The following is a 26,128-nucleotide window of genomic DNA, read 5'->3' as shown; positions in this document are numbered from 1 at the left end:
GGCCCCCGGGTCAGGCCGAGGCGATGACCTCCCGCAGCCGCTCCACCGACGGCAGGCCGCCGACTCGGCAGGACAGGCTCGGTTCCTGCCCCGGGCGGGCGAACGGATCGGTCCCGCCGACCAGCAGCGTCGGCGAGCCGTGCATGCCCAGCCGCTCGGCCTCCTCCGGGTCGGCCACCTCACTGTCAGTTCCATGTTCGGAGCGTAACTCCGCGCGGTGGGCCGACGGCGGGGGTCAGCGTGGTGGCGGGGCCTGGACACCGGGGCGGAACTTCGGGACCCGGAGCGTGATCTTCGTACCCGCTCCGACGCCGGTCTCGATGACGAGGCCGTGGTCGTCGCCGTAGACCTGGCGCAGCCGGCGGTCCACGTTGCTCAGGCCGATGCCGGTGGACGGTCCGGCCGTGCCACGCAGGATCGCGCGCAGGCGTTCGGGTTCCATGCCGATGCCGTTGTCCTCGATGACGACGCGGGCCTGGGTGCCCTCGTCCTCGGCGGTGATCGTGACGACGCTGCGCTCCACGGACTCCTCCAGGCCGTGTTTGAGGGCGTTCTCGACGAGGGGTTGCAGACAGAGGAACGGCAGGGTCACCGGGAGCACCTCCGGGGCGATGCGCAGGGTGACCTTCAGACGGCGGCCGAAGCGGGCGCGGGCGAGTTCCAGGTACTGCTCGATGGAGCGCAACTCCTCGGCGAGGGTGGTGAAGTCGCCGTCGCGGCGGAAGGAGTAGCGGGTGAAGTCGGCGAACTCCTGGAGGAGTTCACGGGCGCGCTCGGGGTCGGTGCGGACGAAGGAGGCGATGCTCGCGAGGGAGTTGTAGATGAAGTGCGGGGAGATCTGGGCGCGCAGGGCACGCATCTCGGCCTCGTGGGCGCCGGCCCGGGCCCGGTCCAGGCCGGCGAGTTCGAGCTCGAGCGAGAACCTGCCGGCCGCGGCCTCGGCGGCCCGGACGTAGGCGCTGGACTCGGTGCCGGCGAACACGACGAGGGCACCGACGGGCCGGCCGTCGGCCGTGAGCGGCGCCAGGGCACCCCATCCGACAGGGCAGCCGTCGTCCTCACAGGACAGCGAGAAGGTCCGGCCGCGGGGCGGATCGGCGAGCAGGGCCACGAGTTGCTCGCGATGGTGGTCGCCGGCACCGTCCCAGGCGAGGACGGAGGTGCCGTCGCCGAGGGCGACGGCGGGCGTGCCGAGCAGGGCCCGCAGCCGCCGCGCCGCCCTGCGCGCCGTGTCCGCACTGAGCCCGCCCCGCAGCGGTGCAGCGGCGAGCCCGGCGGAGTGCAGGGCCTGCACAAGGATCCGTGCCTCATCGGTTCCGTCCACATGCTCCTGCTGTCGCCGCGCCGCACCATGTCCGAGAGCGGCCCCGAACACGAACACGGCCAGCCCGACGAGAACGAGGGCCGCGGTACCGAGGACAGTCATGGGCGGGCCTGGGAGGCTCGATGACCGGCCCCCGCCCCCACGGTTCGGTCGGCTTCGGCGATTGCGTGCACGGCTGCTCCTCGGTCAGGTGGTGGCCGGGCCCGGGTGGGGCGGTTCTGGGAGGTGGAGGCGGGCCATGGTGGCGGCCGTGGTGGGTGGGATGCGGTGGCGGGTGGCCAGTGAGGTGAGGATCATCGCGGTGAAGCCGACCGGGACGGACCACACCGCGGGCCAGGCCAGGAGGGTGTGCGGCCAGCCGGAGTCGGCGCCGCCGGCGATGGTGGCGGTCACCGCGGTCAGTGCCGAGCCGCCGCCGAGGAGGAGCCCGGCGATCGCGCCCGGCGGGGTCAGGCCGCGCCACCAGATGCCCAGGACCAGCAGCGGACAGAAGGAAGACGCCGAGACGGCGAAGGCCAGTCCCACCGCGTCGGCCACGGGCAGCTCGCCGACCAGCGCCGCCGCGGCCGTCGGCACCGCGATCGCCGGCAGCGTGGCGAGCCGGAAGTGGCGTACCCCGAGGGTGGGCAGGACGTCCTGGGCCAGTACGCCCGCTACGGACATGGTCAGTCCGGACGCGGTGGACAGGAAGGCCGCGCAGGCGCCGCCGGCGACGAGCGCGCCCAGCAGGTCCCCGGCGACCCCGCCGATCAGCCGCTGCGGCAGGACGAGGACCGCCGCGTCGGTGTCGCCGGTCAGCAGCAGGTCGGGGGCGTAGAGGCGGCCCAGCATGCCGTACAGCGGCATCAGCAAGTAGAACGCGCCGAGCAGGCCCAGCACGCTCACCGTGGTGCGGCGGGCGGCGCGGCCGTCGGGGTTGGTGTAGAAGCGGACGACGACGTGCGGCAGGCCCATGGTGCCGAGGAAAGTGGCGAGGATCAGCCCGTAGGTGGCGTACAGGCCGTGCTGTTCGCGGGCGGCCGACAGGGGTGTGCCCCAGCTGGAGGAGGCGCGGTCGGGGGTCCGGTCCGGCAGGGGGACGACCGCGCCCGCCGGAAAGCGCACCGTCGTGTCCGCGCCCAGTTCGTGCCGGCCCTCGTCCAGCCGCAGCGGAACGCCGTGCACCGCACGCCCGTCGACGTGGCCGGACGCCGTCACCCGGACCGGCTCGCGCACGGTGAGGGTGAGCGGCCGGTCGACGCGCACCTCGGTGGTGCGGTGGAAGACGGGCCGGTCGTCCCAGACGGGCGCCGGGGACCGGTCGGCGTGCCAGGCGAGCAGCAGGAACACCACGGGCACCAGCAGGGCGGTGAGTTTCAGCCAGTACTGGAAGGCCTGGACGAAGGTGATGCTGCGCATCCCGCCGGCGGCCACGGCCACGGTCACCACCACGGAGACGACCAGCGCGCCGAGCCACCCGGGCGCGCCGGTGAGCAGCCGCAGGGTGAGGCCGGCGCCGCGCAGCTGGGGCAGCAGATAGAGCCAGCCGATGCCGACGACCAGCGCCCCGGCGACCCGGCGCACCGCCCGGGACTCCAGCCGGGCCTCGGCGAAGTCGGGCAGGGTGTAGGCGCCGGAGCGGCGCAGCGGGGCGGCGACGAAGGCCAGCAGCACCAGGAAGCCGGCGGTGTAGCCGATGGGGAACCACAGCATGTCGACGCCCTGGGCGAGGACGAGTCCGGCGACGCCGAGGAAGGAGGCGGCGGACAGGTACTCGCCGCTGACCGCGGTGGCGTTGAGCCGGGGCGCGACGGTGCGCGAGGCGACGTAGAAGTCGGAGGTGGTGCGGGAGATGCGCAGTCCGAGCGCGCCGACGAGGACCGTGGCGAGGACCACGGCCGTCACGCCCGCCATGCCGTACGTCTGGTTCACGTCAGGGGCGTTCCACGGGAGCGCGGGCGGCGAGTCCGGTCTCGTTGCGCTCGGCCCGGCGGACGTACCAGGCGCCGATGGCCAGCAGCGCGGGGTACGGTGCCACGCCCAGCACGAACCAGACCGCCAGGGGGACGCGGGGTGCCATGCCGGTGAGCGGCGCCAGCCGCAGGAGGAGGGGGAGCAGGCCGAGCGGGAGCACCAGGAGGCCGGTCACGGTAAGGGCGGCGCGTAGCTGACGGTGCATCAATCTGCTTACGGCGACGTCGCTTTCCGGCGGGACCGGGCGGGACTCGAGGCGCAGGGTCGTACCGTTCCCGGGGCGCGGCCGTCCGGTGACCACCTCTCTGCGCGGGACGGATTCCGCACCCATGACGCACTCCCCGACGTCGCGGTGATCACCTGGTGTGCGGCGAGTGTACGCAGCGGGCGACCCGGTCGACAGCCGCCGGACGAGACCGGGCGAGAATCGCCACACGTCCGTCACCTCCGGACCGCTCCGGCCGCGTGCCGGGCCAGAAGGTCACGCAGTTCGCGCGCGTTACGACGGCTCACGGCGAGGATCCGGTCGCCGATCCGTACGGTCACGTTGCCGCCGTCCAGCCGGAGTTCCTCGACGCGGCCGAGGGCGACGAGCCGGCTGCGGTGGATGCGGACGAAGCCGCGTTCGCGCCACTGTTCCTCCAGCGTGGACAGCGGGATGCGCACCAGGTGGCTGCCGTGCCGGGTGTGCAGCCGCGCGTAGTCGCCCTGCGCCTCGACATAGGTGATGTCGGCGATGGGCACGAACCGGGTCACCCCGCCCAGTTCCACGGGGACCTGGTCGGCGAGGCTGGATTCCGGGCCGGTGGGGATGGTGGCCGGGCGGGGGCCCTGCCCGGCGCGGACCAGTTCGGCGACGCGTCGTACGGCCTCGGCGAAGCGCTCCTTGCGCAGCGGCTTGAGCAGGTAGTCGGCGGCCTTGAGGTCGAAGGCGCGCACCGCGAAGTCGTCGTGGGCGGTGACGAAGACGATCAGCGGCGGTGCGGCGAACCCGCCCAGCAGACGGGCCAGTTCGAGGCCGTCGAGTCCCGGCATGTTGATGTCGAGGAAGACGACGTCGACGGCCTCGCCGCCGTCCGGTCCGTCCGCCCCGGCCCGGCCGAGCCGGCGCAGCGCCTCGGTGGCCGTCGCCGCGGCCAGCACAGTGCCGACCCGCGGGTCCTGCCCCAGGAGATACAGCAGCTCCCCGAGCGCCGGTTCCTCGTCGTCCACCGCCAGCACCCGCAAGGGGGCGTCGGTCGCGCTCATCTCCGCCGACTCCTTTCTTCGTTCAACCACCTACCGATGCATCGTGGTCCCCCCCGGCCGCCCGAGTCGAGATCGCGGGCAGGGGTGTACGGCGGCCGTCGCCCGGCGAGGATCCTTCCGGTCCGCACCGGCCGACGGACTCGCCCTGGACCTCGGCTGCGGACTCGGCGAACTCGCCCGCCATCTGGCCGACTCCGGGTACCGGGTGGACGCCGTCGACTGGTCCGAGGCCGCGCTCACCGAGGCCGGGCGCGCCGGCGGCACCGGGGTGACGTACCACCGCCTGGACATCGAGCGCGACGACCTCACCCAACTCCCCCACCGGTTTTACGACTTGATCACCATCAGACTTGGTCCGGTATGGCGTCCGCCAGCGGTGTGATCACGCACAGCGCCCCGCCGGGACGCAGCCGTTCGCGCAGCCGGCACAGGACGCGGGTGCGGTCCCGGACGAAGGCCCAGCCGACTGGACGAGGAGGAACTCGCCCTGCTGTGCACCGGCTGGGAATCCGCCGAACTGTAGGGTGTCGTCGCGCATCATTCCGGAACCACCAGGCGGGCCGTCTCGCCGGGGATCACCGGGATCACCTGGTCGTGCAGGCGGATGCCGATGGGTGGGCTGTCGGAGGACGGGACGGCGATCTCCAGCAGGCCGCTGCGCAGGCGCAGATGGACGCCCCAGTGGCCGTGGTAGCGCAGCGGGAAGCCGTAGGAGGAGAGTTCGGGGAGCGGGACCGGGTCCAGGCTGAGGACGCCGCCCCGGGTCTCCAGGCCGGTCAGTCCGCGCTGGACGAGGTCGAGGGTGCCGGCCATCGCGCCGAGGTGGATGCCCTCGCCGGTGGTGCCGCCCTGCAGGTCGGCGATGTCGCCGCGCAGCGCCTCCTGGACGAAGGCCCAGGCGTCCGCGCGGCGGGCGCGGGCCAGGATCCAGCCGTGCACCAGGCCGCTGAGCGTGGAGCCGTGGCTGGTGCGGTGCAGGTAGTGGTCGACGGTGGCGGTCCAGATGTGGTCGTCCAGGTGGTAGCCCAACCGGTCGAAGAGCGCGCGGAGTTCGGGGCCCGAGAAGAGGTAGCCGAGCATGAGGACGTCGGCCTGTTTGGAGGCCTTGTAGCGGTTGACGGTGTCGCCCTCCGCCTCCAGGATCCGGTCCAGGCGCCGGATGTCGTCGTACCGTCTGCGATAGTCCTCCCAGTCCAGCTCGGCGAGCTCGCCGTAGCCCTCGAACTGGCTGATCACACCGTCGTGGAAGGGGATGTGCAAGGTGCGGGAGACCTCCTCCCAGCGGGCGGGCTCGTCCTCCTCCAGGCCGATGCTGTCGGCGAGTTCGCGGCGGCGCGGCTCGGGCAGGGCGTCCAGCAGGTCCAGGGCGCGGCTGAGCACCCAGGCGGCGGTGACATTGGTGTAGGCGTTGTCGTCCAGACCGGGTGCGGCCGCGCCGGGGTAGGCGTCGTGGTACTCGTCGGGGCCGACCACACCCCGGATGCGGTGCCGGCGCAGGCCGGCGTCGTAGCCGGCCGACTCCGCCCAGAAGCGGGCGATGTGCAGCAGCATCTCGGCGCCCTCGCCGTGCAGGAAGTCGGTGTCGCCGGTGGCCTCGCAGTACTGCCAGACGTTGTAGGCAACCGCCGAGCCGACGTGGTGCTGGAGATGGGAGTGGTCGGGCAGCCAGCGGCCGGAGCGGGGGTTGAGGTGGAGCTGCTGGGTCTCCTCGCGGCCGTCGCTGCCGCTCTGCCAGGGGTAGAGCGCGCCGCGCCGGCCGAGTTCGTGCGCCGCGTGCCGGGCGGCGTCCAGGCGGCGGTGCCGGTAGTGGAGCAGGGCGCGGGAGACCTCGGGCAGGTGGAGGTTGAGGTAGGGCAGGACGAAGAGTTCGTCCCAGAAGACATGGCCGCGGTAGGCCTCGCCGTGCAGTCCGCGCGCGGGGACGCCGGCGTCGAGGTCGGCGGTGTGCGGGGAGAGGGTCTGCAGCACGTGGAACAGATGCAGGCGCAGGATGCTGCCCGCCTCGCCGGGGACCTCCAGCGCCGTACGCCGCCACAGCTGCTCCCAGGCCGCGGCGTGCGTCTCGTGCAGTTCGTCGAAGCCGGGGGCGTCGTCGACGCGGTCGACGGCCGCGTCCAGCGGGTCGCTGATGGCGGGGTCTCGGGAGGTGTGCAGGGCGACGGTCTTGTCGACGGTGACGGTACGGCCGGGTGTCAGCCGCAGGCGCACGCGCTGTACGGCGCGGTGGGCTTCGTTGGCATGGGTGACCTGGGCGTCGGCGGTCAGCCGGTGGGCCAGCCCGAAGCGGATGTCGGAGGTGCGGGTACGGCACCGCAGCCACACCGTGCCGGGTGCGGCGCTGCCGGTGTGGAAGCGCGTGAGGTGCTGGCCCTCCAGGTCCCGGTAGCGGACGACCCCGGAGTTGGTGACGCTGCCGTCGAGCGCGGCCTCGGCCTCCAGGTCGACGGCGTGGCCCTCGACGGTGAACTCGGTGCGCAGGGCGGCGAGATGGGGGTCGGCCATGTGGACCAGCCGCAGCTGGCGCACATGGAGCGTGCCGCCGCCGGGGAGGCCGTAATCGGTACGGCGCTCCAGCAGTCCGGGGTCGAGATGGAGGATCTGGTGGTGCTCGGCGACGGGGGCGGTGTCCGGGGTGAGCCAGTCCCCGTCGGTGAGGCGGAAGCGCAGCGGCAGCCAGTTGGGCAGGTTGACCATGTCCTCGTTCTCGACCCGCCGTCCGCCGATCTCGGAGGTGAGCCGGTTGTAGCAGCCGGCGGCGTAGGTGCCCGGGTAGTGGACGTCGTCCGCGGCGCACTCCGGCAGGGCGCCACGGGTGGCGAAGTAGCCGTTGCCCAGTGTGCACAGGGACTCCCGCAGCCGCTCCTCCTCGGGCCGGTAGCCGCTGTACTCCCAGGCCGGTCCCGTCACCGCCACCCCTCGGACAGCCGACCGCGTTCGAACAGACGTACGGGCCGGGTCGCCGTACCGCCCTGCCCGGGCGGGTGCACGGCGGCCCGGCCCCGGCCCCGTGGGGCCCTGCCGGTATGCGGCTCCATGGGGTGATTGTGCAGTGACGGGGCCCGGTGGGGTGTTCTCTGGTTAGGCCGTACGGGGGACTCTGTCAGGGGTAGGCGACCAGGTCCGCCACGTTCGACGACCCGTTCGAGGGTCCTCCCGTGCTGTTGATGACATGGCTGATGGTGCCGGTGCCGCCGAGGGAGACGGTGACCATGCTGGTGAAGCGGACGTTCGGATTGTTCGGCACCTCGAAGGCGCGGTCGGCCGTCACGCCCGGGTTGACATTGAAGTAGCAGTAGCTGCCGAGGCCGTACGCCTGATGGCTGGTGACGGAGTCGGCGACCTTGTAGGCCGCGTAGCCGCGGGTGGAGCCGTTCATCCAGGAGGCCTGGTCCGGCGGGTCGTACGGCATCTCGTTCTGGAAGAAGTACGTGCGGCCGCCGTTGCCGTTCCAGATCACCTGGTACTTCTGGAAGTGCTCGACGAACAGCCCGTACATCGTCACGTCGGCGCCGTTGACCACGAGTCCGGTGTCGGCGGTGTTGCTGGTCCAGCCGACACCGCTGCCGTGGTCGGCGCGCCAGAGCCACATGTGGTCGCCGATGACGTTGTCGCTGTTGACGACGAGGCTCGTGGCCGCCTTGCCGACGCCCGCGCCGCCGATGCGGACGTAGACGTCGTGCAGGGAGGTCGGGTCGGCCGCGTGGGAGGCGGAGGAGCCGGCCGGCCCGACCTCGAGCAGGGTCTTCGAGCTGGTGGTGCCGGCGTCGAAGAGCAGACCCGCGAGCTGGACGCCGTCGACGTCGGCGACGGTCATCGCGGTGATGCCGTTGTCGGGGACGAAGGTGGCGAGCCCGAGGCCGAGGACGACCGTGTCGGGCCGGGTCACCTTCAGCGTCTGGTCGAGGTGGTAGACGCCGGGCGTGACCAGCAGGTTCTGTCCGGCGGCGAGGGCCGCGTTGATCTGCGCGGCACTCGCGCCGGGCTTGACGACGTAGAACTGGCTCAGCGGCAGTGAGCTGCCGGCCGGGCTGCCGCTCCCCCAGCTGGTGCCCGTGCTGTTGGACCGGGTGGACGGCACGAACACCTGGTAGTTCCCGGCGCCGTCGACGTACAGGAACGGCTTCTCGCGGACGACCGGGCTCTGCGCGACGGTGGTGTACGGCGGGTTCGGGAAGCCGGTGGAGGGCACGCCCTGGCTGCCGGTGAACACCATGTTCCAGTTGGACCCGGTCCAGCTGCCGAGCTGGGAGTTGCGGGTCATCCACTGCTGCTGCGTACCGGAGTTGACCTGCCCGTCGATCTTGCTGTCGGCGAGATAGCCGCCGGACGACCAGCCGCCGTCGTCCAGGGCGAGGTTGCCGCGCAGATGCATCCGGCGGTACGGCGCGGCCTGCGAGACGGCCCAACGGTCGTTGCCACCAGCCGGGTTGACGGACAGGTTCTCGGCGCCGCGCCAGAAGTTCTGCGTGGCGTTGCCCTGGAACCAGTCGGCCTCCGCGTGCACCGCGCCGTTGATGGACACGTCGTCGGGGGTCAGGCCGAGGCCCAGCACCTGCGTGTAGAAGCCGACGTTGACGTCCGCGCTGTAGGCGCCGGGCTTGAACAGCACGGCGTAGCGCTGCGAGCCGAACTGGTTGGTCTCCTGCTGCTTGAAGAGGGCGTCCAGCTTGCTCTGGATGGTGGCGGACGGCATCGACGGGTCGAAGACGACGACGTTCGGACCGAGGTCGGGGTCGCTCGTGGACTGGGTCACGGGGACCACCTGGAAGCGCTGGGCGGCGGTGCCGTTGCACGCGTACTGCTGGAACTGCGTGCTGTCGGCGAGCGACGCGCCCGGATCGTCCAGGCACTTGCCGCTGTTCCTGTTGACGAAGTGGAAGGCGCCGCCGCCGTCGTCCACGGCCTGCCACTGCTGGTTGGCGCCGCCGCCGTAACTCCACAGCTGGATCGGCGCGTTGTCGGCCGTGGAGACGTCGGTGACGTCCACGACCCGGCTGGTGTCGTTCGCGTTGCCGATGCGGACGTAGCCGCTGCCGGTGTCGGTGAAGCTCCACTGCTGGGCCGTGGTGCCGTTGCACGCGTACTGCTGTACGACGGTGCCGTTGGCGGTGGCCGCGGCCTTGGCGTCCAGGCACTTGCCGCTCGCGGCGTTGATGACGGTCGCGAAACCGGTGGGCAGGACGGTGGCCGCGTGTGCGGGTGCCGCCGGGAGCAGGGGCGTCGGCGCGGCGGTGAGCACACCGGCGGCTGCCGCACCGATGAGGGCGACCACCGCGGATCTGCGGCGGCGGGAAAGGGGAGGCACGGGGGGTCTCCTTCGGGGGCCGGGGGTCAGCCGGTGTAGCCGGCGAAGACGCGGGTGTAGTCCCAGTCGGACTGGCTCACACCGGAGCAGCTGTCGGCGGGGCCGCCGGTGCACGGACGGTCGCGGTTGGCGGACCAGAAGGTGAGCCGGGCCAGGTGGTGCTGCTGGGCATAGGCGAGGATGGTCCTGAAGTCGTTGACCGTGACCGTCTCGTTGTTGTCGGTGACGCCGTTCATGGACGAGATGCCCATGTCCCGGTAGGCCTGGTCGTCGCTGTAGCCGTACGCGTTCTTCAGCGCGCTCTTGAGGCCCTCGGCGGCCTGCGTGGTCAGGTTGCCCATGTTCTGCCCGGCGCCGCCGAAGTCGAACGGCATGATGGCCCAGGCGTCCACCGTCAGCCCGGAGGAGGCGGCCCGGTTGATGAGACTGGTGTCGGGGCCGGACTGCCCGGTGCCGATGGTGATGTACACCTTCAGGCCGGGGTTGTTCGCCTTCACCGTCTTCAGCGCGTCCACGGTCCGCTGCTGCACGGTCGCGTTGCTGTAGGCGTCGGCCTCGATGTCGATGTCGATCGCCTTCAAGCCGTAGGCGTTGATCACCTTCTGGTACGCCGCCGCCAGCTCGCCCGCGCTGGAGCAGGAACTCTCCAGCTTGTTGCCGCTGTACCCGCCGAAGGACGGGATCACGTCACCGCCGTATCCCCGCACCGTGTTGACCGTCTGCTGGTCCACCCCGCCGGTCAGCGGGCGGCTGCCGTCCCACTGCGGGTTGCAGTAGCCGTTGCTGAGCACGAAGGCGAGCGTGAACCACTTCACGCCGGTGGCCTGGGTGATGGTGGTGGGGCTGGGCGGGCTGCCCCAGCCGTTGTAGAGGTACGGCGCGACGGCCATCGGCGCGGACGGGGTGGTGCCGCCGTCGGCCGCGGGCGCGGTCCACTTCTGGTTGGCGCCGCCGCCGCAGCTCCAGATCTGGATCCGGGTGCCGTTGGCGGAGTTGTTGTCGGTGACGTCCAGGCACTTGTTCGCCTGCGGGTTGACGATGTCGTGGGCGGCGGTGACGGTCCACCTCTGGTTCGCGCCGCCGGTACAGGACCACAGCTGCACCTTGGCGCCGTCCGCGGTCGAATTGCCGGTCACGTCGAGGCACTTGCCGAGCGCGCGTATCGTGCCGTCGCTGCCGACGGTCCACTGCTGGGCGTTCGTGCCGTTGCAGTCGTAGAGCTGGACGGGCGTGCCGTCGGCGGAGTTGGCCCCGGCGACGTCGAGACACTTGCCGGCGAGTCCGGTGACGGCGCCGGTGGCGGCCTGGGCGGGCGACGCGGTGAGCAGGCCGGCCGAGAGCGCGACGACACCGAGGGCGACCGCTGCGGGGAGGGGTCTGGCCATGTGCGGGGGTGGCCTTTCGTGTGGGGGGCGCGGGCCAACACCTATGAGGGGAGCGAGCGTTGGGATGGTCCGCAGGCTTTGTTTAAGGCGTGAAACTAAAGGTACGGACCAGTGGAGTCAAGAGGTGCCGCAATAACTTCACTCCCGCTGGGCGCGCCCCGAAGGAGCGCGCCCGCGACCGCTACGCCGCGGCGGAGTCCCGCTGGGCGAACTGCGTACGGTGCAGCTCCGCGTACCGCCCCTCCGCCGCCAACAGCTCCCCGTGCGTGCCCCGTTCCACGATCCGGCCGGACTCCACGACCAGGATCTGGTCGGCCGCCCGGACCGTGGACAGCCGGTGGGCGATGACCACGGCGGTACGGCCCGCCAGGGCCTCGGTGAGCGCCTCCTGGACGGCCGCCTCGGAGGTGTTGTCCAGGTGGGCGGTGGCCTCGTCCAGGATCACCACGCGCTGGCGGGCCAGCAGCAGCCGGGCGATGGTCATGCGCTGCCGCTCGCCCCCGGAGAGCCGGTAGCCGCGCTCGCCGACGACCGTGTCCAGACCGTCGGGCAGGGACCGTACGACCCCGTCCAGGCGGGCCCGGCCCAGCGCGTCCCACAGCTCCTCGTCCGTGGCGTCGGGGCGGGCCAGCAGCAGATTGGCGCGGACGGTGTCGTGGAAGAGGTGGCCGTCCTGGGTGACCATGCCGAGCGTGGCCCGCAGGGAGGCGGCGGTCAGGTCACGGACGTCGGTCCCGCCGATGCGGACCGCGCCCGCGTCGACGTCGTACAGCCTCGGCAGCAGCTGGGCGATGGTGGACTTCCCGGCGCCGGAGGAGCCGACGAGGGCGACCGTCTGTCCGGGTTCGGCGCGGAAGGAGATGCCGTGCAGGACCTCGGCGCCGCCACGGGTGTCGAGAGTGGCGACCTCCTCCAGGGAGGCGAGGGAGACCTGGTCGGCGGCCGGGTAGGCGAAGCGGACGTCCTCGAACTCGACGGCGACCGGGCCCTCGGGGACCTCGACCGCGTCCGGCTTCTCCTCGATGAGCGGCTTGAGGTCCAGCACCTCGAAGACCCGCTCGAAGCTGACGAGCGCGCTCATCACCTCCACCCGGGCACCGGCGAGCGCGGTGAGCGGGGCGTACAGCCGGGTCAGCAGCAGGGAGAGGGAGACGACCGCGCCGGCCTGGAGTGTGCCGTGCAGCGCGAACCAGCCGCCGAGGCCGTAGACGAGGGCCAGCGCGAGGGCGGAGACCAGGGTGAGGGAGGTGATGAACACCGACTGGGCGGTGGCCGTCCGCACCCCGATGTCCCGGACCCGGGCGGCGCGGGCCGCGAACTCCGCCGACTCCTCCTCGGGGCGGCCGAACAGCTTGACCAGGGTCGCGCCGGGCGCGGAGAAGCGCTCGGTCATCCGGGTGCCCATGGCCGCGTTCAGCGCCGCCGCCTCCCGCTGCATCCGGGCCATCCGGCTGCCCATGCGGCGGGCCGGGAGCACGAACACCGGCAGCAGCACCAGCGCGAGCAGGGTGATCTGCCAGGACAGGGTCAGCATCACCGCGAGCGTGAGCACCAGGGTGACCAGGTTGCTCACCACACCGGAGAGGGTGTTGGCGAAGGCGCGCTGGGCGCCGATGACGTCGTTGTTGAGACGGCTGACCAGCGCGCCCGTACGAGTCCGTGTGAAGAACGCGACGGGCATGCGCTGCACATGATCGAACACAGCCGTTCTGAGGTCGAGGATGAGTCCCTCCCCGAGCGACGACGACAGCCGCCGCCCGAGGATGCCGAGCCCCGCCTCCACGAGCGCCACGAGCGCGATGAGCAGGGAGAGCCGGACGACCCGGCCGGAGTCGTGCCCCGCCACGATCGCGTCGACGACGCGGCCGGCGAGCACGGGGGTCGCGACGGCGAGCAGGGCGGTCACCACCCCGAACAGTACGAACCGGACGATGCCCGCGCGGTGCGGGCGGGCGAAGGCGGCGATACGGCGCAGCGTGGCGCGCGCGAAGGGACGGCGGTCGGCCTGCGCGTTCATCACGCTGTGCAACTGCGTCCAGGCGGTGGTTTCCATGCTCATGCACAAGAACGTAGAACCTCAAGCTTCGTTGAGGTCAATGTCCGCCACTTTTCACCCCCGAAGGCCCCGATGACCACAGTCGTGAAGCCGCCAGTCCGTAAGCCGCCGTCCCCACTCCCGCCACCCGCCGTTGGGACGGTGCGGAAAACCTCTCCGGGTGTGACCGCGCCCCATCTCTCCGACCCGCGCACGGGCCGCCTGCCGAGGCTCGCCCGACGGCTGCCCGTGCGGCAGATCCTGTGCCTGCTCCCGCTGCTGCTCGTCGCGGTCGTCGCCGTGCGGAACCGCTCGGTGCTCGCCGAGGGCATCGGCCAGCTGCGGACCGCGTCCTGGCCCTGGCTGCTGGCGGCGGGCGGCGCCACCTGTCTGACCTGGGTGGCCGCCGCCGTCACCCGGCAGGGCGCCGTGATCCAGCCACTGCCCCGGTGGCGGCTGCTGGCGACGCAGTTCGCGGCCGGCTCGGCGAACCACCTGCTGCCCACCGGGCTCGGCTCGGGCGCGGTCAATCTGCGGTTCATGACCGTGTGCGGGGTGCCGCTCGCCCGTTCCTCCGCCGCGCTCGCGCTGTATCTGCTCGCCGAGTCGGTCGGCCGGCTGACCCTGCTGACCGCGCTGCTGCTCGCCTTCCCCGACGCGCTGCGGCTCGGCACCCTGGTCCCCGCCGGGGCCGTCGTCCCGCTACTGGCGGTCGCGGCCGCCGTACTGGTGGTGGCGGTGGCCGCGCTGGCCTTCGTACGACGGCTGCGCGCGGCCGTGTCCGGCTTCGTGCGCACCGCCCTGGGCGAGGCCCGCTCGGTGCACACGCGTCCGGCCCGGGCGCTCGCGCTGTGGGGCGGCTCGCTGGCCTTCCCGGCGCTGCAGGCCGCCGGTCTGGTCGCGGTGGGGCAGGCGCTGGGGCTGCCGGTGTCGCCGGCGCACATGGCACTGGCGTACCTGGCCGCGACGGTGGCGGTGGCGCTGGTGCCCACACCGGGCGGGCTCGGCTCGGTCGAGGCCGCGCTGATCGTGGCGCTGGTCGCGGCGGGCGGGCCGGTGGCGGTGGCCACAGCGGTGGTGCTCGCCTACCGCATCATCACCGTGTGGGTGCCGCTGGTGCCGGGGGCGCTGACGCTGGGGGCGCTGGTGCGGCTGAAGGTCATCTGAGGCAGAGTGGCCCTCCCAGCCGAGACAAGGCCGAGACAAGGGAGTTCGCCGTGCCGGTCCGCGTGGAGCGCAAGGAGTACGTCACCACGGTCGTCCTGTCCCGGCCCGCGGCCCGTAACGCGGTCGACGGTCCCACGGCGGCCGGACTCGCCTCCGCTTTCCGGGCTTTCGAGGCCGACGACAGCGCCCGGGTGGCGGTGCTGTGGGGCGAGGGCGGCACGTTCTGCGCGGGCGCGGATCTGAAGGCGATCGGTACGGAACGCGGCAACCGCGTGGCCGAGGACGGCGACGGGCCCATGGGACCGACCCGGATGCGGCTGTCCAAGCCGGTGATCGCGGCGGTGGCCGGGCACGCGGTCGCGGGCGGCCTGGAACTCGCCCTGTGGTGCGATCTGCGGGTCGCCGAGGAGGACGCCGTGTTCGGCGTGTTCTGCCGCCGCTGGGGCGTGCCCCTGATCGACGGCGGCACACTCCGGCTGCCCCGGCTGATCGGCACCAGCCGGGCGATGGACATGATCCTGACCGGCCGTCCGGTCCCGGCCCGGGAGGCGTACGAGATGGGCCTCGCCAACCGCGTCGTACCCTCCGGGCAGTCCCGCGCCGAGGCCGAGGCACTGGCGGCCGAGATCGCCCGTTTCCCCCAGCCCTGTCTGCGCAGCGACCGTGCGTCGGTCCTCGACCAGGAGGGCCTGGACGAGGAGTCGGCACTGCGCACCGAACTCCGCCACGGCATGGGCGTGCTGGCGCAGAGCACGGAGGGCGCCGCCCGGTTCGCCTCGGGGGCGGGGCGGCACGGGTCGTTCGGCGGGATCTGAGGTTCGTCCCGGTGCTCAGCGGGCGCTCACCCGCACCTCGCCGCCCTCGGGGTCGACGCGGTCGTGCCAGCGGGCGGTGAGGGTCAGGGTGCGGTTGGGCAGGGCGGTGCCGGGGACGGGCCGCTCGCGGTGCAGGAGGCGGCCGTCCTGGCGGACGTACAGGACGGGTCGGCGCAGCGGGACTGCGGTGCGCAGGACGTAGCGTTCGGGCCGTGCGGCAGGGCTGACGCGGTTCGGGGCGATCCAGCGCAGCGGGGCCTCGACGGTGAGCGGGAGTCCGGGGCCGGGCCATGCTGCGGTGCCCGACAGGAGGTCGAGGACGGCGCCGGCCGCGCGGGCGCCCTCGCGGGCCGCGGTGCCGGCGGGTTCGACGGCGTGCAGGACGTTCCCGGCGGCGAAGACCCCGGGGCGCGAGGTTGCCAGGGAGCCGTCGACGGCGGGGCCGCGGGTGCCCGGGTCCAGGGTGAGGGCGCCACGGCGGGCGAGTTCGTGGTCGGGGACGAAGTCGCCGGTGAACACGACGGTGTCGCAGTCCAGGACGGCGGTACGGCCGTCACGGTGGCGGATCCGGACCCCGGACAGCCGTCCGTGGCCGAGGAGTTCGGCGACGGTGGTGTCCGTGAGCAGCGGGATGCCGTGTCGCAGGCGGGCCGACTGGGCCTGGCGCAGGGGAACTTGAGCACGAGGATGTTCCGTGACCAGGGCCACGACCTCCGCCCCTGCCGCGCGCACGGTGCCGGCGGCCGCGTAGGAGACGTTCTCCGCGCCGACGACGACCGCGCGGGTGCCGATGTGCTGCCCGAACAGGTGGACGGCCTGCTGGAGTTCACCGGTGGTGTAGATCCCGGCGGGGCGCGTACCGGGCACCAGCCGGGCCGTACGCGGGCGTTCGCGGGCACCGGTGGCCAGGACCACGGCCCGCGCCGCGATGACCTCGGGACCACGGGAGCCGACGACGTGGAGCACCGGGCCGGTACCTGCCAGGCTGAGCACCGGCGCCGACCCCGGACCGACGTCGGCCACTCTCGTCGGCACACCCCGGCCGCCTCCGGACGGCGCCGCCGGAGCGGACGCCCCGCCCGCCCCCCGGTCCAGTACGCCCGGCTCCGCCTCGGACCCCCCTGCCACCGCCGGGTCCGGGTCGGCCACGCCTGCCGCCGCCCCCGTCGCCCCCCAGTCCAGGACGGTCACCCCGGTGCGGATCACGGCGCCCGCCCGGTCGGCGGCCTCCGTCAGCAGGCGGGCGTACTCGGGGCCGGTCCTCGGGTGAGCGCGGGTACCGAAGCCGCCGTGGGCACAGTGCCGGGGCGCTCCCCCGGCCTGTTGCTCACGCTCCAGCACCTCGACCCGACCGGCTCCGGAGGCGGCCAGTCGGGCGGCGGCGGCCAGACCCGCGGGCCCCGCACCGACGACCACGACGTCGACGCGGCGGGCGGGCACGCCTGCCCCGTCGGCACCCGCCACACTCCGCTCGCCCGTCACGTCCGCGCCCCCTCACCGCGCGCCGCCTCGAACAGCTCCCGCACCACCGCCCCGCAGTAGAACCCCTGGCAGCGGCCGGCACGGGCCCGGGTACGGCGGCGCAGCCCCTCCAGACTGCGTGGCGGGATCGGGCCGGCCAGGGCGTCGCGGATCTCGCCCCGGGAGACGCGCTCGCAGTGGCAGACCAGGGTGCCGTACTCGGGGTCGGCGGCGATGAGTTCGGGGCACTGGTAGGGGCGCGGGAAGGCCTCGCCGAGGTTGGGCATGGTCACCGGGGCCGGCTCGCGCTCGGGGCCCAGGTCGAGCCCGGTGTCGGCCAGCAGGCCCGTTACGTGGGCTGCGATCGCCAGGGACGCCGTCAGGCCCGTGGAGCGGATGCCGCCGACCGTGACGTACCCCTGTTCGGGGTGGGCGGCGATGCGGTAGTCCTCCTGGCCGGTGGCCGCGCGCAGTCCGGCGTAGACGGCGGTGACCTCCTCCTCCAGCAGGTCGGGCAGGATGCGGCGGCCCTTGTCCCGGAGGCCGGCGAGGCCCTCGGCGGTGGAGCCGGTGGCCCGCTTGTCGTCGAGGTCCTCGGCGGTGGGGCCGAGCAGGACGTTGCCGTAGACGGTGGGCGCGACCAGGACGCCCTTGCCGAGTGCCGTCGGCACGGGCAGGAGGATGTGCCGGACGAGCGGGCGGGCGAGCTTGTCGTACACCAGGAGCTGGCCGCGGCGCGGGGTGACGGTGAAGTCCTCGTGCCCGAGGAGGCGGTCGACGGCGTCGGCGTGCAGCCCGGCCGCGTTGACCAGACGGCGGGCCCGCACAAGCCCTCGGGAGGTGAGCAGTTGGTGGCCGTCCCGCCAACTCACCCGCCCCACCCCGGTGTTCAGATGCAGGTCGACTCCGGCGCCGACCGCCTGCGTGGCGTACGCCAGTGTCGTCGTCCAGGGACAGATGATGCTCTCGCCGGGGACGTGCAGGGCGCCGAGGGCTCCCGGGCCGAGGTGGGGTTCGCGGGCGTACAGTTCGTCGGCCGGTACCGGGCACGTCTCGTGGTAGCCGTTGGCCTCTGCCTTCTCGGCCAGCCGGGGCAGGGCGGCGAGTTGCTCCTCGTCCCAGGCGACCAGCAGGGCGCCGACGCGTTCGACGGGGATGCCGGTCTCGGCCGCGTAGGCGCCCAACCGCTCGTACCCCTCGCGGACCAGACGGGCCTCCAGGGTCCCCGGGGCCGCGTCGAAACCGGTGTGCAGGATCGCGGTGTTGGCCTTGGAGGTGCCCTGGCCCACGTCGTCCTGCGCCTCGACCAGGGCGACGCGCAGCCGGGGCCGGCGGGCGAGTTCGCGGGCGATGGCACAGCCGACGATGCCGGCACCCACGATCGCCACGTCGTACGTCTCCGTGGGCAGCGGTCCGTCCGCCGTGACCGTCATGAGTCCAGCAGGGCCGCGACGGCGGTGCGGAAGCGGGCGCGGCGTTCGGCGGCCTGGTCGGCGCCGATGCGGGGTTCGTACAAGGCTGCGGGCTCTCCGTCGGGCAGGGCCTGGTCGACGCCCAGGGTACGGTCCGCGCCGAGGCGGGCGAGGGTGGCGGCGCCGAGGGCGGTGGCGTCGGGCAGCGCGGACACCTCGACGGGGCGTTGCAGCAGGTCGGCCTGGGTCTGCATGAGGAGCGCGGAGCGGGTCAGGCCGCCGTCGACGCGGAGCAGGTCCAGGCCGGTGCCCAGGTCGGTGGCGGCGGCGTCGGCGAGTTCGGCGACCTGGGCCGCGATGCCCTCGCACAGGGCGCGGACGAGATGGCCGGGGGTGGTGTCGAGGCCGAGGCCGGTGAGCGAGCCGCGCAGGTCGCCGCGCCACCAGGGGGCGGCGAGTCCGGCGAGAGCGGGGACGAAGGTGACGCCGCCGCTGTCGGGGACCGCGCCGCCGACGGGGTCGAGATCGGCGGCGGAGGAGATGACGCCGAGGTCGGTGAGCCAGCGGACGGCGGAGGCGGCGGTGTAGACCTGCCCGTCGAGGCAGTAGCCGGTGGTGCCGGCGAGCCGCCAGGCGACACAGCCGACCAGGCCGGAGGTGCTCCGCCGGGGCTGCTCGCCGGTGTGCGCGAGGAGGAACGCACCGGTGCCGTAGGTGCACTTGGCGGCGCCGGGGCGGGTGACACGCTGGGCGAGCAGGGCGGCCTGCTGGTCGACGGCCAGGCCGGTGAGCGGGATGTCGTAGCCGAACGCCGTTGTCCTGCCGATGAGTTGGGCGTTGTCGGTGACCTGCGGGAGCCGTTCGTCCGCCAGGCCGTACAGCTCCAGCGCCCTCGGCGACCACCCGGCGCTGTCCAGGTCGAGGAGCTGGGTGCGGCCGGCGGTGGCGGCGTCGGTGGCGTAGGCGCCGGTGAGGCGGTGGACCAGCCAGGCGTCGGAGGTGGTGACGACGCCCTCGCGGGTGAGATGGCGGCGGATCCAGGCCATCTTGGGGGCGGCGAAGTACGGGTCGAGGGGCAGGCCGGTCAGCTGCCGCAACTCCTCGGCGTGGTCGGCGAGTTCGGCGCAGACCGTCTCCGCGCGCCGGTCCTGCCAGACCAGGGCGTCGGTGAGCGGGCGGCCGGTGGCCGGCTCCCAGGCGAGGACGGTCTCGCCCTGGTTGGCGAGGCCGAGCGCCACGACCGGCTCGCCCGCCCCGGCGAGCGCCTGACGGCCGGCGGCGAGCACCGAGTCGTACAGCTCGGCGGGGTCCACCTCGACCAGGCCGCCGGGCAGATACCGGGGGCGGACCTCGGCGAACCCGGTGCCGAGGACACCGCGCTCCGGACAGACCACGAGCGCCTTGGTGCCGGACGTGCCCTGGTCGACGGCGAGCACCGGCCCCGTCATCGCACCTTCTCCCATAGCGCCTCGAAGATCACACCGCGTCAGCCTGCCGTCGCGCCGCGTCCGGAGTCAAGCACCGACGGGATGGGCAACTCGCCTGAATAAATAGTTGAGTTGACAACAATGGTGAGGCGGAACCCGCACCTCTATAGTGACCGCCGACCACCGCACCACATCTCAATCGCCGCCCACAGGAGGGCTGTTGCTACGCCACCCCGCCACCTCGCCCGTGCGCCAGTGGCCCGGGACCGACGGCTGATGGCCAGGGAAGGAGCACGCCCCTCCTACGACCCCGCCGGTCCGGACCGCGCCCTGCGCGCCGTGCTGCAGGATCTGCGCACGGGCCGCTGGATGGCCATGCGCACGCTGCTCGCGGACACCGCGAACTGGTGGCAGTGGACCCAGCGCACCCAGGTTCTCGCGACGGCCGCCGCGGGCACCGACGTGGTGCGCGCCTGGCTCACCGAGGAGCCGGGCAACGCGCACGCCGTGGTGATGCACGCCCGGGTCGCGGTGGAGCGGGCCCTGCGCGCCCAGCGCGAACGGCACCGCCGTACCCACGAGTTGTGGATCGAGGCCTGGGACGCCGCCCAGTCCGCAACCCGCGGCGCACCGCACGACCCGGTGCCCTGGGTATGTCTGCTGGCGCTCGCCCAGCTGGACCCGGAGCAGCGCTGGGAGGAGCACCGGGTGGCGGCGCCCGAGCCGATGCTGCCGCCGGGTCCCTGGGGGCTGCTGGCCGAGGCGGGCAAGCGGGACCCGTACAACCGCGAGGCGTACCACCGGATGCTGCAGTTCCTGTACGCGCGCGGCGGCACGGGCCGGCTCGCGGAGGCCGCCGGCTACGCGCACTGGGCCGCCGGGCAGGCTCCGGCCGGCTCCTCGCTGCATGTGCTGCCGCTGTACGTGCGGGTCGAGCGCTACCGGCGCGACAGCGGCCACGACGCGGCGCTCGACCTGCACTGGGTGGCGGAGGACGCGGCCCGCGAGGCCCGGCGCGCCCTGCACTCCTGGTTCGAGCACACCCACCGCGACGAGCGCTCGCTGCTGGACCTCAACCACCTGGCCCACGCCCTGTGGGGGTCCCTCCAATTCCCCGACGCGGACCGGGTGTTCGACGCGATCGGCCCGTACTTCACGCCCCCGCCCTGGATGTACCGCACCCCCGAGCGCGACCGCGGTGTGGAGATCTTCCTCCAGGCCCGCGACCGCTGCCGGGCGGCCCGCCCCTGAACTCCCCGTATTCAGCCACCCCTTGACCCGGAGGATTCCCCCGCATGTCCGCCACCCCCGCTCCCTCGCCGTCGCGCCCGCCGGGCCTGCCCCAGCAGGACGAGGAGCAACGTCTGCGCGAACTCGGCTACCGCCCGGTGCTGGCCCGCCGTATGGGCGGCTTCGGCAACTTCGCGATCAGCTTCTCGGTGATCTCGATCCTGTCCGGCTGCATGACCCTGTACGGCTTCGGCCTGAACACCGGCGGACCCGCCGTGATGCTGTGGGGCTGGGCGGGCGTCGGCCTGTTCGTGCTGTGCGTCGGTCTCGCGCTCGCCGAGGTCACCAGCGCCTATCCGACCTCCGGCGCCCTGTACTACATGGCCGACCGGCTCGGCGGGCCGCGCTGGGGCTGGTACACGGGCTGGCTGAATCTGCTCGGTCTGCTCGGCGCGATCGCCGGTATCGACTACGGCGCCGCCCTGTTCGCCGGCGCGTTCGCGAACCTCCAGTGGGGCTTCACGCCGACCCCCGGCAAGACCATGCTGATCTTCTGCGCCATCCTGCTGCTGCACGCGGTGCTGAACCTGTTCGGCGTCCGCCTGGTCAGCCTGCTCAACTCCATCAGCGTGTGGTGGCATCTGGCGGGCGTCGCGCTGATCGTCGGCGTGCTCGCGATCGTCCCCGACCACCACCAGTCGGCGTCCTTCGTGTTCACGAAGTTCGTCAACGAGACCGGCTGGCACAACCCCGTCTACGTGGCGGCGATCGGGCTGCTGCTCGCGCAGTACACCTTCTCCGGCTACGACGCCTCCGCCCATCTGTCGGAGGAGACCTCGCAGGCCTCGGTGTCCGCGGCCAAGGGCATCGTGCGGTCCATCTGGGCGTCCTGGATCGCCGGCTTCGTCCTGCTCGCCGGACTGACCTTCGCCATCCAGAACTACGACGCCACGCGCAACACCGCCACCGGCGTGCCGCCCGCGCAGATCCTGCTCGACGGCCTCGGCACCGACGGCGCCAGCGCACTGCTGCTGGTCGTGATCATCGCCCAGCTGTTCTGCGGCAACGCCGAGGTCGCCGCGGCCAGCCGGATGGTGTTCGCGTTCAGCCGGGACGGGGCGCTGCCCGGCTCGCACCTGTGGCGCAAGGTCAGCGGCCGCACCCAGACCCCGGTCGCCGCCGTCTGGCTGTCCGTGATCGTCGCCGGCGTCCTCGCCCTGCCGTCGCTGTACTCCGCGACCGCGTACAACGCGGTGACCGCCATCAACGTCATCGGCATCACACCCGCCTACGCCATCCCGGTGCTGCTGCGGCTGCGCGCGGGCGACCGTTTCCAGCCGGGGCCGTGGCAACTGGGCCGCTGGAGCAAGCCGATCGGCTGGATCGCGGTCATCTGGGTGGCCTGTGTGACCGTGCTGTTCTGCCTGCCGCAGGCCTCACCCGTCACCGTCGACACGATGAACTACGCCTCGGTGGCGCTCGCCGTCGTCCTGGTCCTCGCGAGCGTCTGGTGGTACGTCGCCCGCCGTTCGTACGGCACGCCGACCGCCGCCGCGTACGGCGACGACCGCGACCAGGCCGAACTCGCGGAGGGCATCATCTGAGCCACCTGTCCGAAGGGCGCCGGTCCGGGTACGAACTGGTGTTCCGGATACGGCAGGATGAACGATCGCGCCGGTCAACGGAGTTCCCCCGGCCGGCGCGTTCGCACATCCCGCACAGCAAGCAGGTGACACCGTGACGAGACTTCCCCACTCCGCAGCCGCCGCGAGGCCCGGAGGTGACCGGTGAACCGCGCGCTGACCCTGGACGACCTCGTCCTCGCCGGTATTTCGATCGCGGCGGGCCTGCTGCTCGCCTTCCTGTCGCGCACGGTGCTGCGCTGGCTCGCCAAGCACGCCAAGCGGACCAAGTGGAGCGGCGACGACGTCATCGTGGACGCGCTGCGCTCGGTCGTACCGTGGGCAGCGATCGCGGCAGGCGCGGCGGCGGCAGCGGCCGTACTGCCGCTCACGCACCCCGTCCAGCACCACACCGACCAGATCCTGGAGGTGTGGCTGATCTTCGTGGTGACGCTGTCGGCAGCCCGGGTCATCGCCGGTCTGGTCCGCACGGTCACCCAGTCCCGCTCGGGCGTGGCGGGCTCGGCGACGATCTTCGTCAACATCACCCGCGTCCTGGTCCTGGCCATCGGCTTCCTGGTCGTCCTGCAGACGCTGGGCATCTCCATCGCGCCCCTGCTGACCGCCCTGGGCGTCGGCGGTCTGGCCGTCGCCCTCGCCCTCCAGGACACCCTCGCGAACCTCTTCGCGGGCATCCACATCCTGGCCTCCAAGACCGTCCAGCCGGGCGACTACATCCGGCTCAGCAGCGGCGAGGAGGGCTACGTCGTCGACATCAACTGGCGCCAGACGACGGTCCGCCAGCTCTCCAACAACCTGGTGGTCATCCCCAACGGCCAGCTCGCCAAGGCCAACATGACCAACTACACCCGCCCGGAGCAGCGGCTGACGGTCCTGGTCCAGGTCGGCGTGTCGTACGACTCCGACCTGGAACACGTCGAGCGGGTCACGGCGGAGGTCGTCGCGCAGACCATGCGTGAGACCGACGGCGCCCTCCCCGACCACGAGCCCGCCATCCGCTTCCACACCTTCGGCGACTCCCGCATCGGCTTCACGGTGATCCTCGGCGTCGGCGAGTTCAGCGACCAGTACCGCATCAAGCACGAGTTCATCAAGCGCCTGCACCGCCGCTACCGCGAGGAGGGCATCCGCATCCCGGCCCCGACCCGCACGGTGGCGCTCCAGCAGGGGGCGGTGGTGATTCCGCAGCAGCGGAGCGGGGAGGACGCGGTCCCGGGGACCGTGCAGTAGTACGTACGTTCGAAGCGGCGGGAACGGGCCGGCCGACGGGACCGGATGATCGGAAAACGCCGACCCGGTCCCGGGCCGCTGTCGAGCCGACCCCGATCACGAGATATCTTGATGTCGAGCAATGTTGCAGACGTGGAGCGGAGCACCCGGTGACTGACTCGACCATCATCTACACGTACACAGACGAGGCCCCGGCCCTGGCGACGCATTCGTTCCTGCCGGTGATCCAGGCGTACGCCTCGCAGGCCGGTGTGCCGGTCACGACGCGCGACATCTCGCTGGCCGGGCGCATCATCGCCCACTTCCCGGAGTACCTGAACGAGGACCAGCGCATCCCGGACGCGCTGGCCGAGCTGGGCGAGCTGGCCAAGACGCCCGAGGCCAACATCGTCAAGCTGCCGAACATCTCGGCGTCCATCCCGCAGCTGCGCGCCGCCGTCGCCGAGCTCCAGGGCAAGGGCTACGCGCTCCCGGACTACCCGGACGACCCCAAGACCGACGAGGAGCGCGAGATCCGCGCCCGCTACGACAAGGTCAAGGGCTCCGCCGTCAACCCGGTGCTGCGTGAGGGCAACTCCGACCGCCGCGCCCCGGCCTCGGTGAAGAACTACGCCAAGACCCACCCGCACCGCATGGGCGCCTGGAGCTCCGACTCCAAGACCAACGTGACCACCATGGGCGTGGACGACTTCCGCTCCACCGAGAAGTCCGTGGTGATCTCCGAGGCCGGTGCGCTGCGCATCGAGCTCAAGGGCGACGACGGCTCGACCACCGTCCTGCGCGAGTCCGTCCCGGTCCTCGAGGGCGAGGTCGTCGACGCCTCCGTGCTGCGCGTCGCGGCGCTGCGCGAGTTCCTGACCGCGCAGGTCGCCCGCGCCAAGGAGGAGGGCGTCCTGTTCTCGGTGCACCTGAAGGCCACGATGATGAAGGTCTCCGACCCGATCATCTTCGGTCACGTGGTGCGCGCCTTCTTCCCGAAGACCTTCGCGAAGTACGGCGAGACCTTCGCCGCCGCCGGTCTGACCCCGAACGACGGTCTGGGCGGCATCCTCAAGGGCATCGAGTCCCTGCCCGAGGGCGCCGAGATCAAGGCCTCCTTCGACGCCGAACTGGCCGAGGGCCCCGCGCTGGCCATGGTCGACTCCGACAAGGGCATCACCAACCTGCACGTCCCCTCCGACGTGATCGTGGACGCCTCGATGCCGGCCATGATCCGCACCTCGGGCCACATGTGGGGCCCGGACGGCCAGGAGGCGGACACCCTCGCGGTCCTGCCGGACTCCTCCTACGCCGGTGTCTACCAGGCCGTGATCGAGGACTGCCGTGCCCACGGCGCCTACGACCCCTCCACCATGGGCTCCGTCCCGAACGTCGGCCTCATGGCGCAGAAGGCCGAGGAGTACGGCAGCCACGACAAGACCTTCGAGATCCCGGTCACCGGCACCGTCCGCCTGGTCGACCAGGCCGGCAACGCCGTCCTGGAGCAGACGGTCTCGGCCGGCGACATCTTCCGCGCCTGCCAGACCAAGGACGCCCCGATCCGCGACTGGGTCAAGCTGGCCGTCACCCGCGCCCGCGCCACCGGCGACCCGGCCGTGTTCTGGCTGGACGAGGGCCGCGCCCACGACGCGCAGCTGATCGCCAAGGTCAAGCAGTACCTGCCGGAGCACGACACCGAGGGCCTGGACATCAGGATCCTCTCCCCCGTCGAGGCCACCAAGCTGTCGGTGGAGCGCATCCGCCGCGGCGAGAACACCATCTCGGTCACCGGCAACGTGCTGCGTGACTACCTGACCGACCTCTTCCCGATCCTGGAGCTGGGCACCAGCGCCAAGATGCTGTCGGTCGTCCCGCTGATGGCGGGTGGCGGCCTGTTCGAGACGGGCGCCGGCGGCTCCGCGCCGAAGCACGTCCAGCAGCTGGTCAAGGAGAACTACCTGCGCTGGGACTCCCTCGGCGAGTTCTTCGCCCTGGTGCCGTCCTTCGAGCAGTACGCCGAGGCCACCGGCAACGCCCGCGCCAAGGTCCTCGCCGACACCCTCGACCGCGCCACGGCGACCTTCCTCAACGAGGACAAGTCCCCGACCCGTCGCGTCGGCGGCATCGACAACCGCGGCAGCCACTTCTACCTGTCCCTGTACTGGGCGCAGGAGCTGGCCCGGCAGACCGACGACGCCGACCTGGCCAAGGCGTTCGCGCCGCTCGCCGAGTCCCTCGCGGCCGACGAGCAGAAGATCGTTGAGGAGCTGAACGCCGTCCAGGGCGCTCCGGCCGACCTCGGCGGCTACTACCAGGTCGACAAGGCCAAGGCGGACGCGGTCATGCGCCCGTCGGCCACCTGGAACGCGACGCTCGCGTCCCTGGGCTAGTCGCTGCGGCGACTCGAGCCGACCCCCTGACTCCGCCCCGGCCGGGCACATCCGGCCGGGGCGGAGCCGTTCACGGGTTCACGGGATCCGGTCGCCCGTGTTGCCGGACATTGCGCCGGCATGT

Annotated in this window: 19 protein-coding genes; 7 read left to right on the top strand and 12 right to left on the bottom strand. The window is 72.6% G+C overall.

Features of this window, described 5'->3' with window-relative positions:
• Window positions 1–10: 10 nt before the first annotated feature.
• The 5 genes from ACH47Z_RS26165 to ACH47Z_RS26145 all read right to left on the bottom strand — a co-directional run bounded on the left by ACH47Z_RS26165 (window position 11) and on the right by ACH47Z_RS26145 (window position 4,525).
• The gene (locus ACH47Z_RS26165; protein WP_399077671.1) at window positions 11–178 is read right to left on the bottom strand and encodes a hypothetical protein; all 168 of its coding nucleotides are present in this window, start codon (window positions 176–178) and stop codon (window positions 11–13) included.
• 57 nt (window positions 179–235) lie between these two features.
• Entirely contained in the window at window positions 236–1,426 is a 1,191-nt protein-coding gene (locus ACH47Z_RS26160) for a sensor histidine kinase (RefSeq protein ID WP_399077669.1), read from the bottom strand.
• Between the two features lie 84 nt (window positions 1,427–1,510).
• Window positions 1,511–3,235 carry a cation acetate symporter gene (locus ACH47Z_RS26155; protein WP_399077666.1) on the bottom strand — a complete coding sequence of 575 codons (1,725 nt, stop codon included), beginning with the start codon at window positions 3,233–3,235 and terminating at the stop codon, window positions 1,511–1,513.
• A gap of 1 nt (window position 3,236) precedes the next feature.
• Entirely contained in the window at window positions 3,237–3,608 is a 372-nt protein-coding gene (locus ACH47Z_RS26150; protein ID WP_399077664.1) for a hypothetical protein, read from the bottom strand.
• Window positions 3,609–3,718: 110 nt separating this feature from the next.
• Window positions 3,719–4,525 (bottom strand): LytR/AlgR family response regulator transcription factor, encoded by an 807-nt coding sequence (locus ACH47Z_RS26145; RefSeq protein WP_399077661.1) that lies wholly within the window; start codon window positions 4,523–4,525, stop codon window positions 3,719–3,721.
• A 43-nt stretch (window positions 4,526–4,568) separates the two neighbouring features.
• Here ACH47Z_RS26145 and ACH47Z_RS26140 point away from each other — a divergent pair, with 43 nt between their 5' ends.
• Complete coding sequence (locus ACH47Z_RS26140; protein WP_399077659.1) at window positions 4,569–4,907, top strand: class I SAM-dependent methyltransferase; 339 nt, start codon at window positions 4,569–4,571, stop codon at window positions 4,905–4,907.
• 155 nt (window positions 4,908–5,062) lie between these two features.
• Here ACH47Z_RS26140 and ACH47Z_RS26135 read toward each other — a convergent pair whose 3' ends face one another.
• The 4 genes from ACH47Z_RS26135 to ACH47Z_RS26120 form a co-directional block, all read right to left on the bottom strand.
• On the bottom strand, window positions 5,063–7,432 hold the full coding sequence (locus ACH47Z_RS26135) for a glycoside hydrolase family 65 protein (protein WP_399077657.1): 2,370 nt from the start codon (window positions 7,430–7,432) through the stop codon (window positions 5,063–5,065).
• A 193-nt stretch (window positions 7,433–7,625) separates the two neighbouring features.
• Window positions 7,626–9,830: an RICIN domain-containing protein gene (locus ACH47Z_RS26130; RefSeq protein ID WP_399077654.1), complete on the bottom strand. Its 2,205-nt coding sequence runs from the start codon at window positions 9,828–9,830 to the stop codon at window positions 7,626–7,628.
• 26 nt (window positions 9,831–9,856) lie between these two features.
• The gene (locus ACH47Z_RS26125; RefSeq protein WP_399077651.1) at window positions 9,857–11,215 is read right to left on the bottom strand and encodes a lectin; all 1,359 of its coding nucleotides are present in this window, start codon (window positions 11,213–11,215) and stop codon (window positions 9,857–9,859) included.
• Between the two features lie 181 nt (window positions 11,216–11,396).
• Window positions 11,397–13,268 carry an ABC transporter ATP-binding protein gene (locus ACH47Z_RS26120; RefSeq protein WP_399077949.1) on the bottom strand — a complete coding sequence of 624 codons (1,872 nt, stop codon included), beginning with the start codon at window positions 13,266–13,268 and terminating at the stop codon, window positions 11,397–11,399.
• A 231-nt stretch (window positions 13,269–13,499) separates the two neighbouring features.
• Here ACH47Z_RS26120 and ACH47Z_RS26115 point away from each other — a divergent pair, with 231 nt between their 5' ends.
• On the top strand, window positions 13,500–14,417 hold the full coding sequence (locus ACH47Z_RS26115; RefSeq protein WP_399077946.1) for a YbhN family protein: 918 nt from the start codon (window positions 13,500–13,502) through the stop codon (window positions 14,415–14,417).
• Between the two features lie 50 nt (window positions 14,418–14,467).
• The gene (locus ACH47Z_RS26110; protein WP_399077649.1) at window positions 14,468–15,232 is read left to right on the top strand and encodes a crotonase/enoyl-CoA hydratase family protein; all 765 of its coding nucleotides are present in this window, start codon (window positions 14,468–14,470) and stop codon (window positions 15,230–15,232) included.
• 15 nt (window positions 15,233–15,247) lie between these two features.
• Here ACH47Z_RS26110 and ACH47Z_RS26105 read toward each other — a convergent pair whose 3' ends face one another.
• From ACH47Z_RS26105 to ACH47Z_RS26095, 3 genes are read right to left on the bottom strand one after another with little or no spacing between them, the layout of a single operon-like run.
• Window positions 15,248–16,672 (bottom strand): NAD(P)/FAD-dependent oxidoreductase, encoded by a 1,425-nt coding sequence (locus tag ACH47Z_RS26105; protein ID WP_399077943.1) that lies wholly within the window; start codon window positions 16,670–16,672, stop codon window positions 15,248–15,250.
• Between the two features lie 38 nt (window positions 16,673–16,710).
• Window positions 16,711–18,126 carry an FAD-dependent oxidoreductase gene (locus tag ACH47Z_RS26100; protein WP_399077646.1) on the bottom strand — a complete coding sequence of 472 codons (1,416 nt, stop codon included), beginning with the start codon at window positions 18,124–18,126 and terminating at the stop codon, window positions 16,711–16,713.
• Window positions 18,123–19,553 carry an FGGY family carbohydrate kinase gene (locus ACH47Z_RS26095; protein WP_399077644.1) on the bottom strand — a complete coding sequence of 477 codons (1,431 nt, stop codon included), beginning with the start codon at window positions 19,551–19,553 and terminating at the stop codon, window positions 18,123–18,125. Before ACH47Z_RS26095 ends, ACH47Z_RS26100 begins: the two co-directional genes overlap by 4 nt.
• Window positions 19,554–19,808: 255 nt before the next feature.
• On the opposite strand from ACH47Z_RS26095, the gene ACH47Z_RS26090 reads away from it, so the two are divergent.
• From ACH47Z_RS26090 to ACH47Z_RS26075, 4 genes are all read left to right on the top strand, one after another.
• The gene (locus tag ACH47Z_RS26090) at window positions 19,809–20,783 is read left to right on the top strand and encodes a hypothetical protein (RefSeq protein WP_399077642.1); all 975 of its coding nucleotides are present in this window, start codon (window positions 19,809–19,811) and stop codon (window positions 20,781–20,783) included.
• 44 nt (window positions 20,784–20,827) lie between these two features.
• Entirely contained in the window at window positions 20,828–22,366 is a 1,539-nt protein-coding gene (locus ACH47Z_RS26085) for an amino acid permease (RefSeq protein WP_399077640.1), read from the top strand.
• 183 nt (window positions 22,367–22,549) lie between these two features.
• The gene (locus ACH47Z_RS26080) at window positions 22,550–23,635 is read left to right on the top strand and encodes a mechanosensitive ion channel family protein (protein ID WP_399077638.1); all 1,086 of its coding nucleotides are present in this window, start codon (window positions 22,550–22,552) and stop codon (window positions 23,633–23,635) included.
• 149 nt (window positions 23,636–23,784) lie between these two features.
• A complete protein-coding gene (locus ACH47Z_RS26075; RefSeq protein WP_399077636.1) occupies window positions 23,785–26,004 on the top strand; it encodes an NADP-dependent isocitrate dehydrogenase in 2,220 nt (739 codons plus the stop codon).
• Window positions 26,005–26,128 lie beyond the last annotated feature (124 nt).

It is taken from the genome of Streptomyces sp. NPDC020192 (assembly GCF_044388685.1).
In the GTDB taxonomy this organism is placed as follows: domain Bacteria; phylum Actinomycetota; class Actinomycetes; order Streptomycetales; family Streptomycetaceae; genus Streptomyces.
The sequence above is the reverse complement of the archived record's forward strand: the minus strand, read 5'-3'. Positions and strand labels throughout refer to the sequence as shown.

Coding starts and splice junctions, on each gene's coding strand:
- ACH47Z_RS26160 (WP_399077669.1), bottom strand. CDS start 1,426: ATGACTGTCCTCGGTACCGCGGCCCTCGTTCTCGTCGGGCTGGCCGTG.
- ACH47Z_RS26150 (WP_399077664.1), bottom strand. CDS start 3,608: ATGGGTGCGGAATCCGTCCCGCGCAGAGAGGTGGTCACCGGACGGCCG.
- ACH47Z_RS26145 (WP_399077661.1), bottom strand. CDS start 4,525: ATGAGCGCGACCGACGCCCCCTTGCGGGTGCTGGCGGTGGACGACGAG.
- ACH47Z_RS26125 (WP_399077651.1), bottom strand. CDS start 11,215: ATGGCCAGACCCCTCCCCGCAGCGGTCGCCCTCGGTGTCGTCGCGCTC.
- ACH47Z_RS26120 (WP_399077949.1), bottom strand. CDS start 13,268: ATGGAAACCACCGCCTGGACGCAGTTGCACAGCGTGATGAACGCGCAG.
- ACH47Z_RS26100 (WP_399077646.1), bottom strand. CDS start 18,126: ATGACGGTCACGGCGGACGGACCGCTGCCCACGGAGACGTACGACGTG.
- ACH47Z_RS26095 (WP_399077644.1), bottom strand. CDS start 19,553: ATGACGGGGCCGGTGCTCGCCGTCGACCAGGGCACGTCCGGCACCAAG.
- ACH47Z_RS26090 (WP_399077642.1), top strand. CDS start 19,809: ATGGCCAGGGAAGGAGCACGCCCCTCCTACGACCCCGCCGGTCCGGAC.
- ACH47Z_RS26085 (WP_399077640.1), top strand. CDS start 20,828: ATGTCCGCCACCCCCGCTCCCTCGCCGTCGCGCCCGCCGGGCCTGCCC.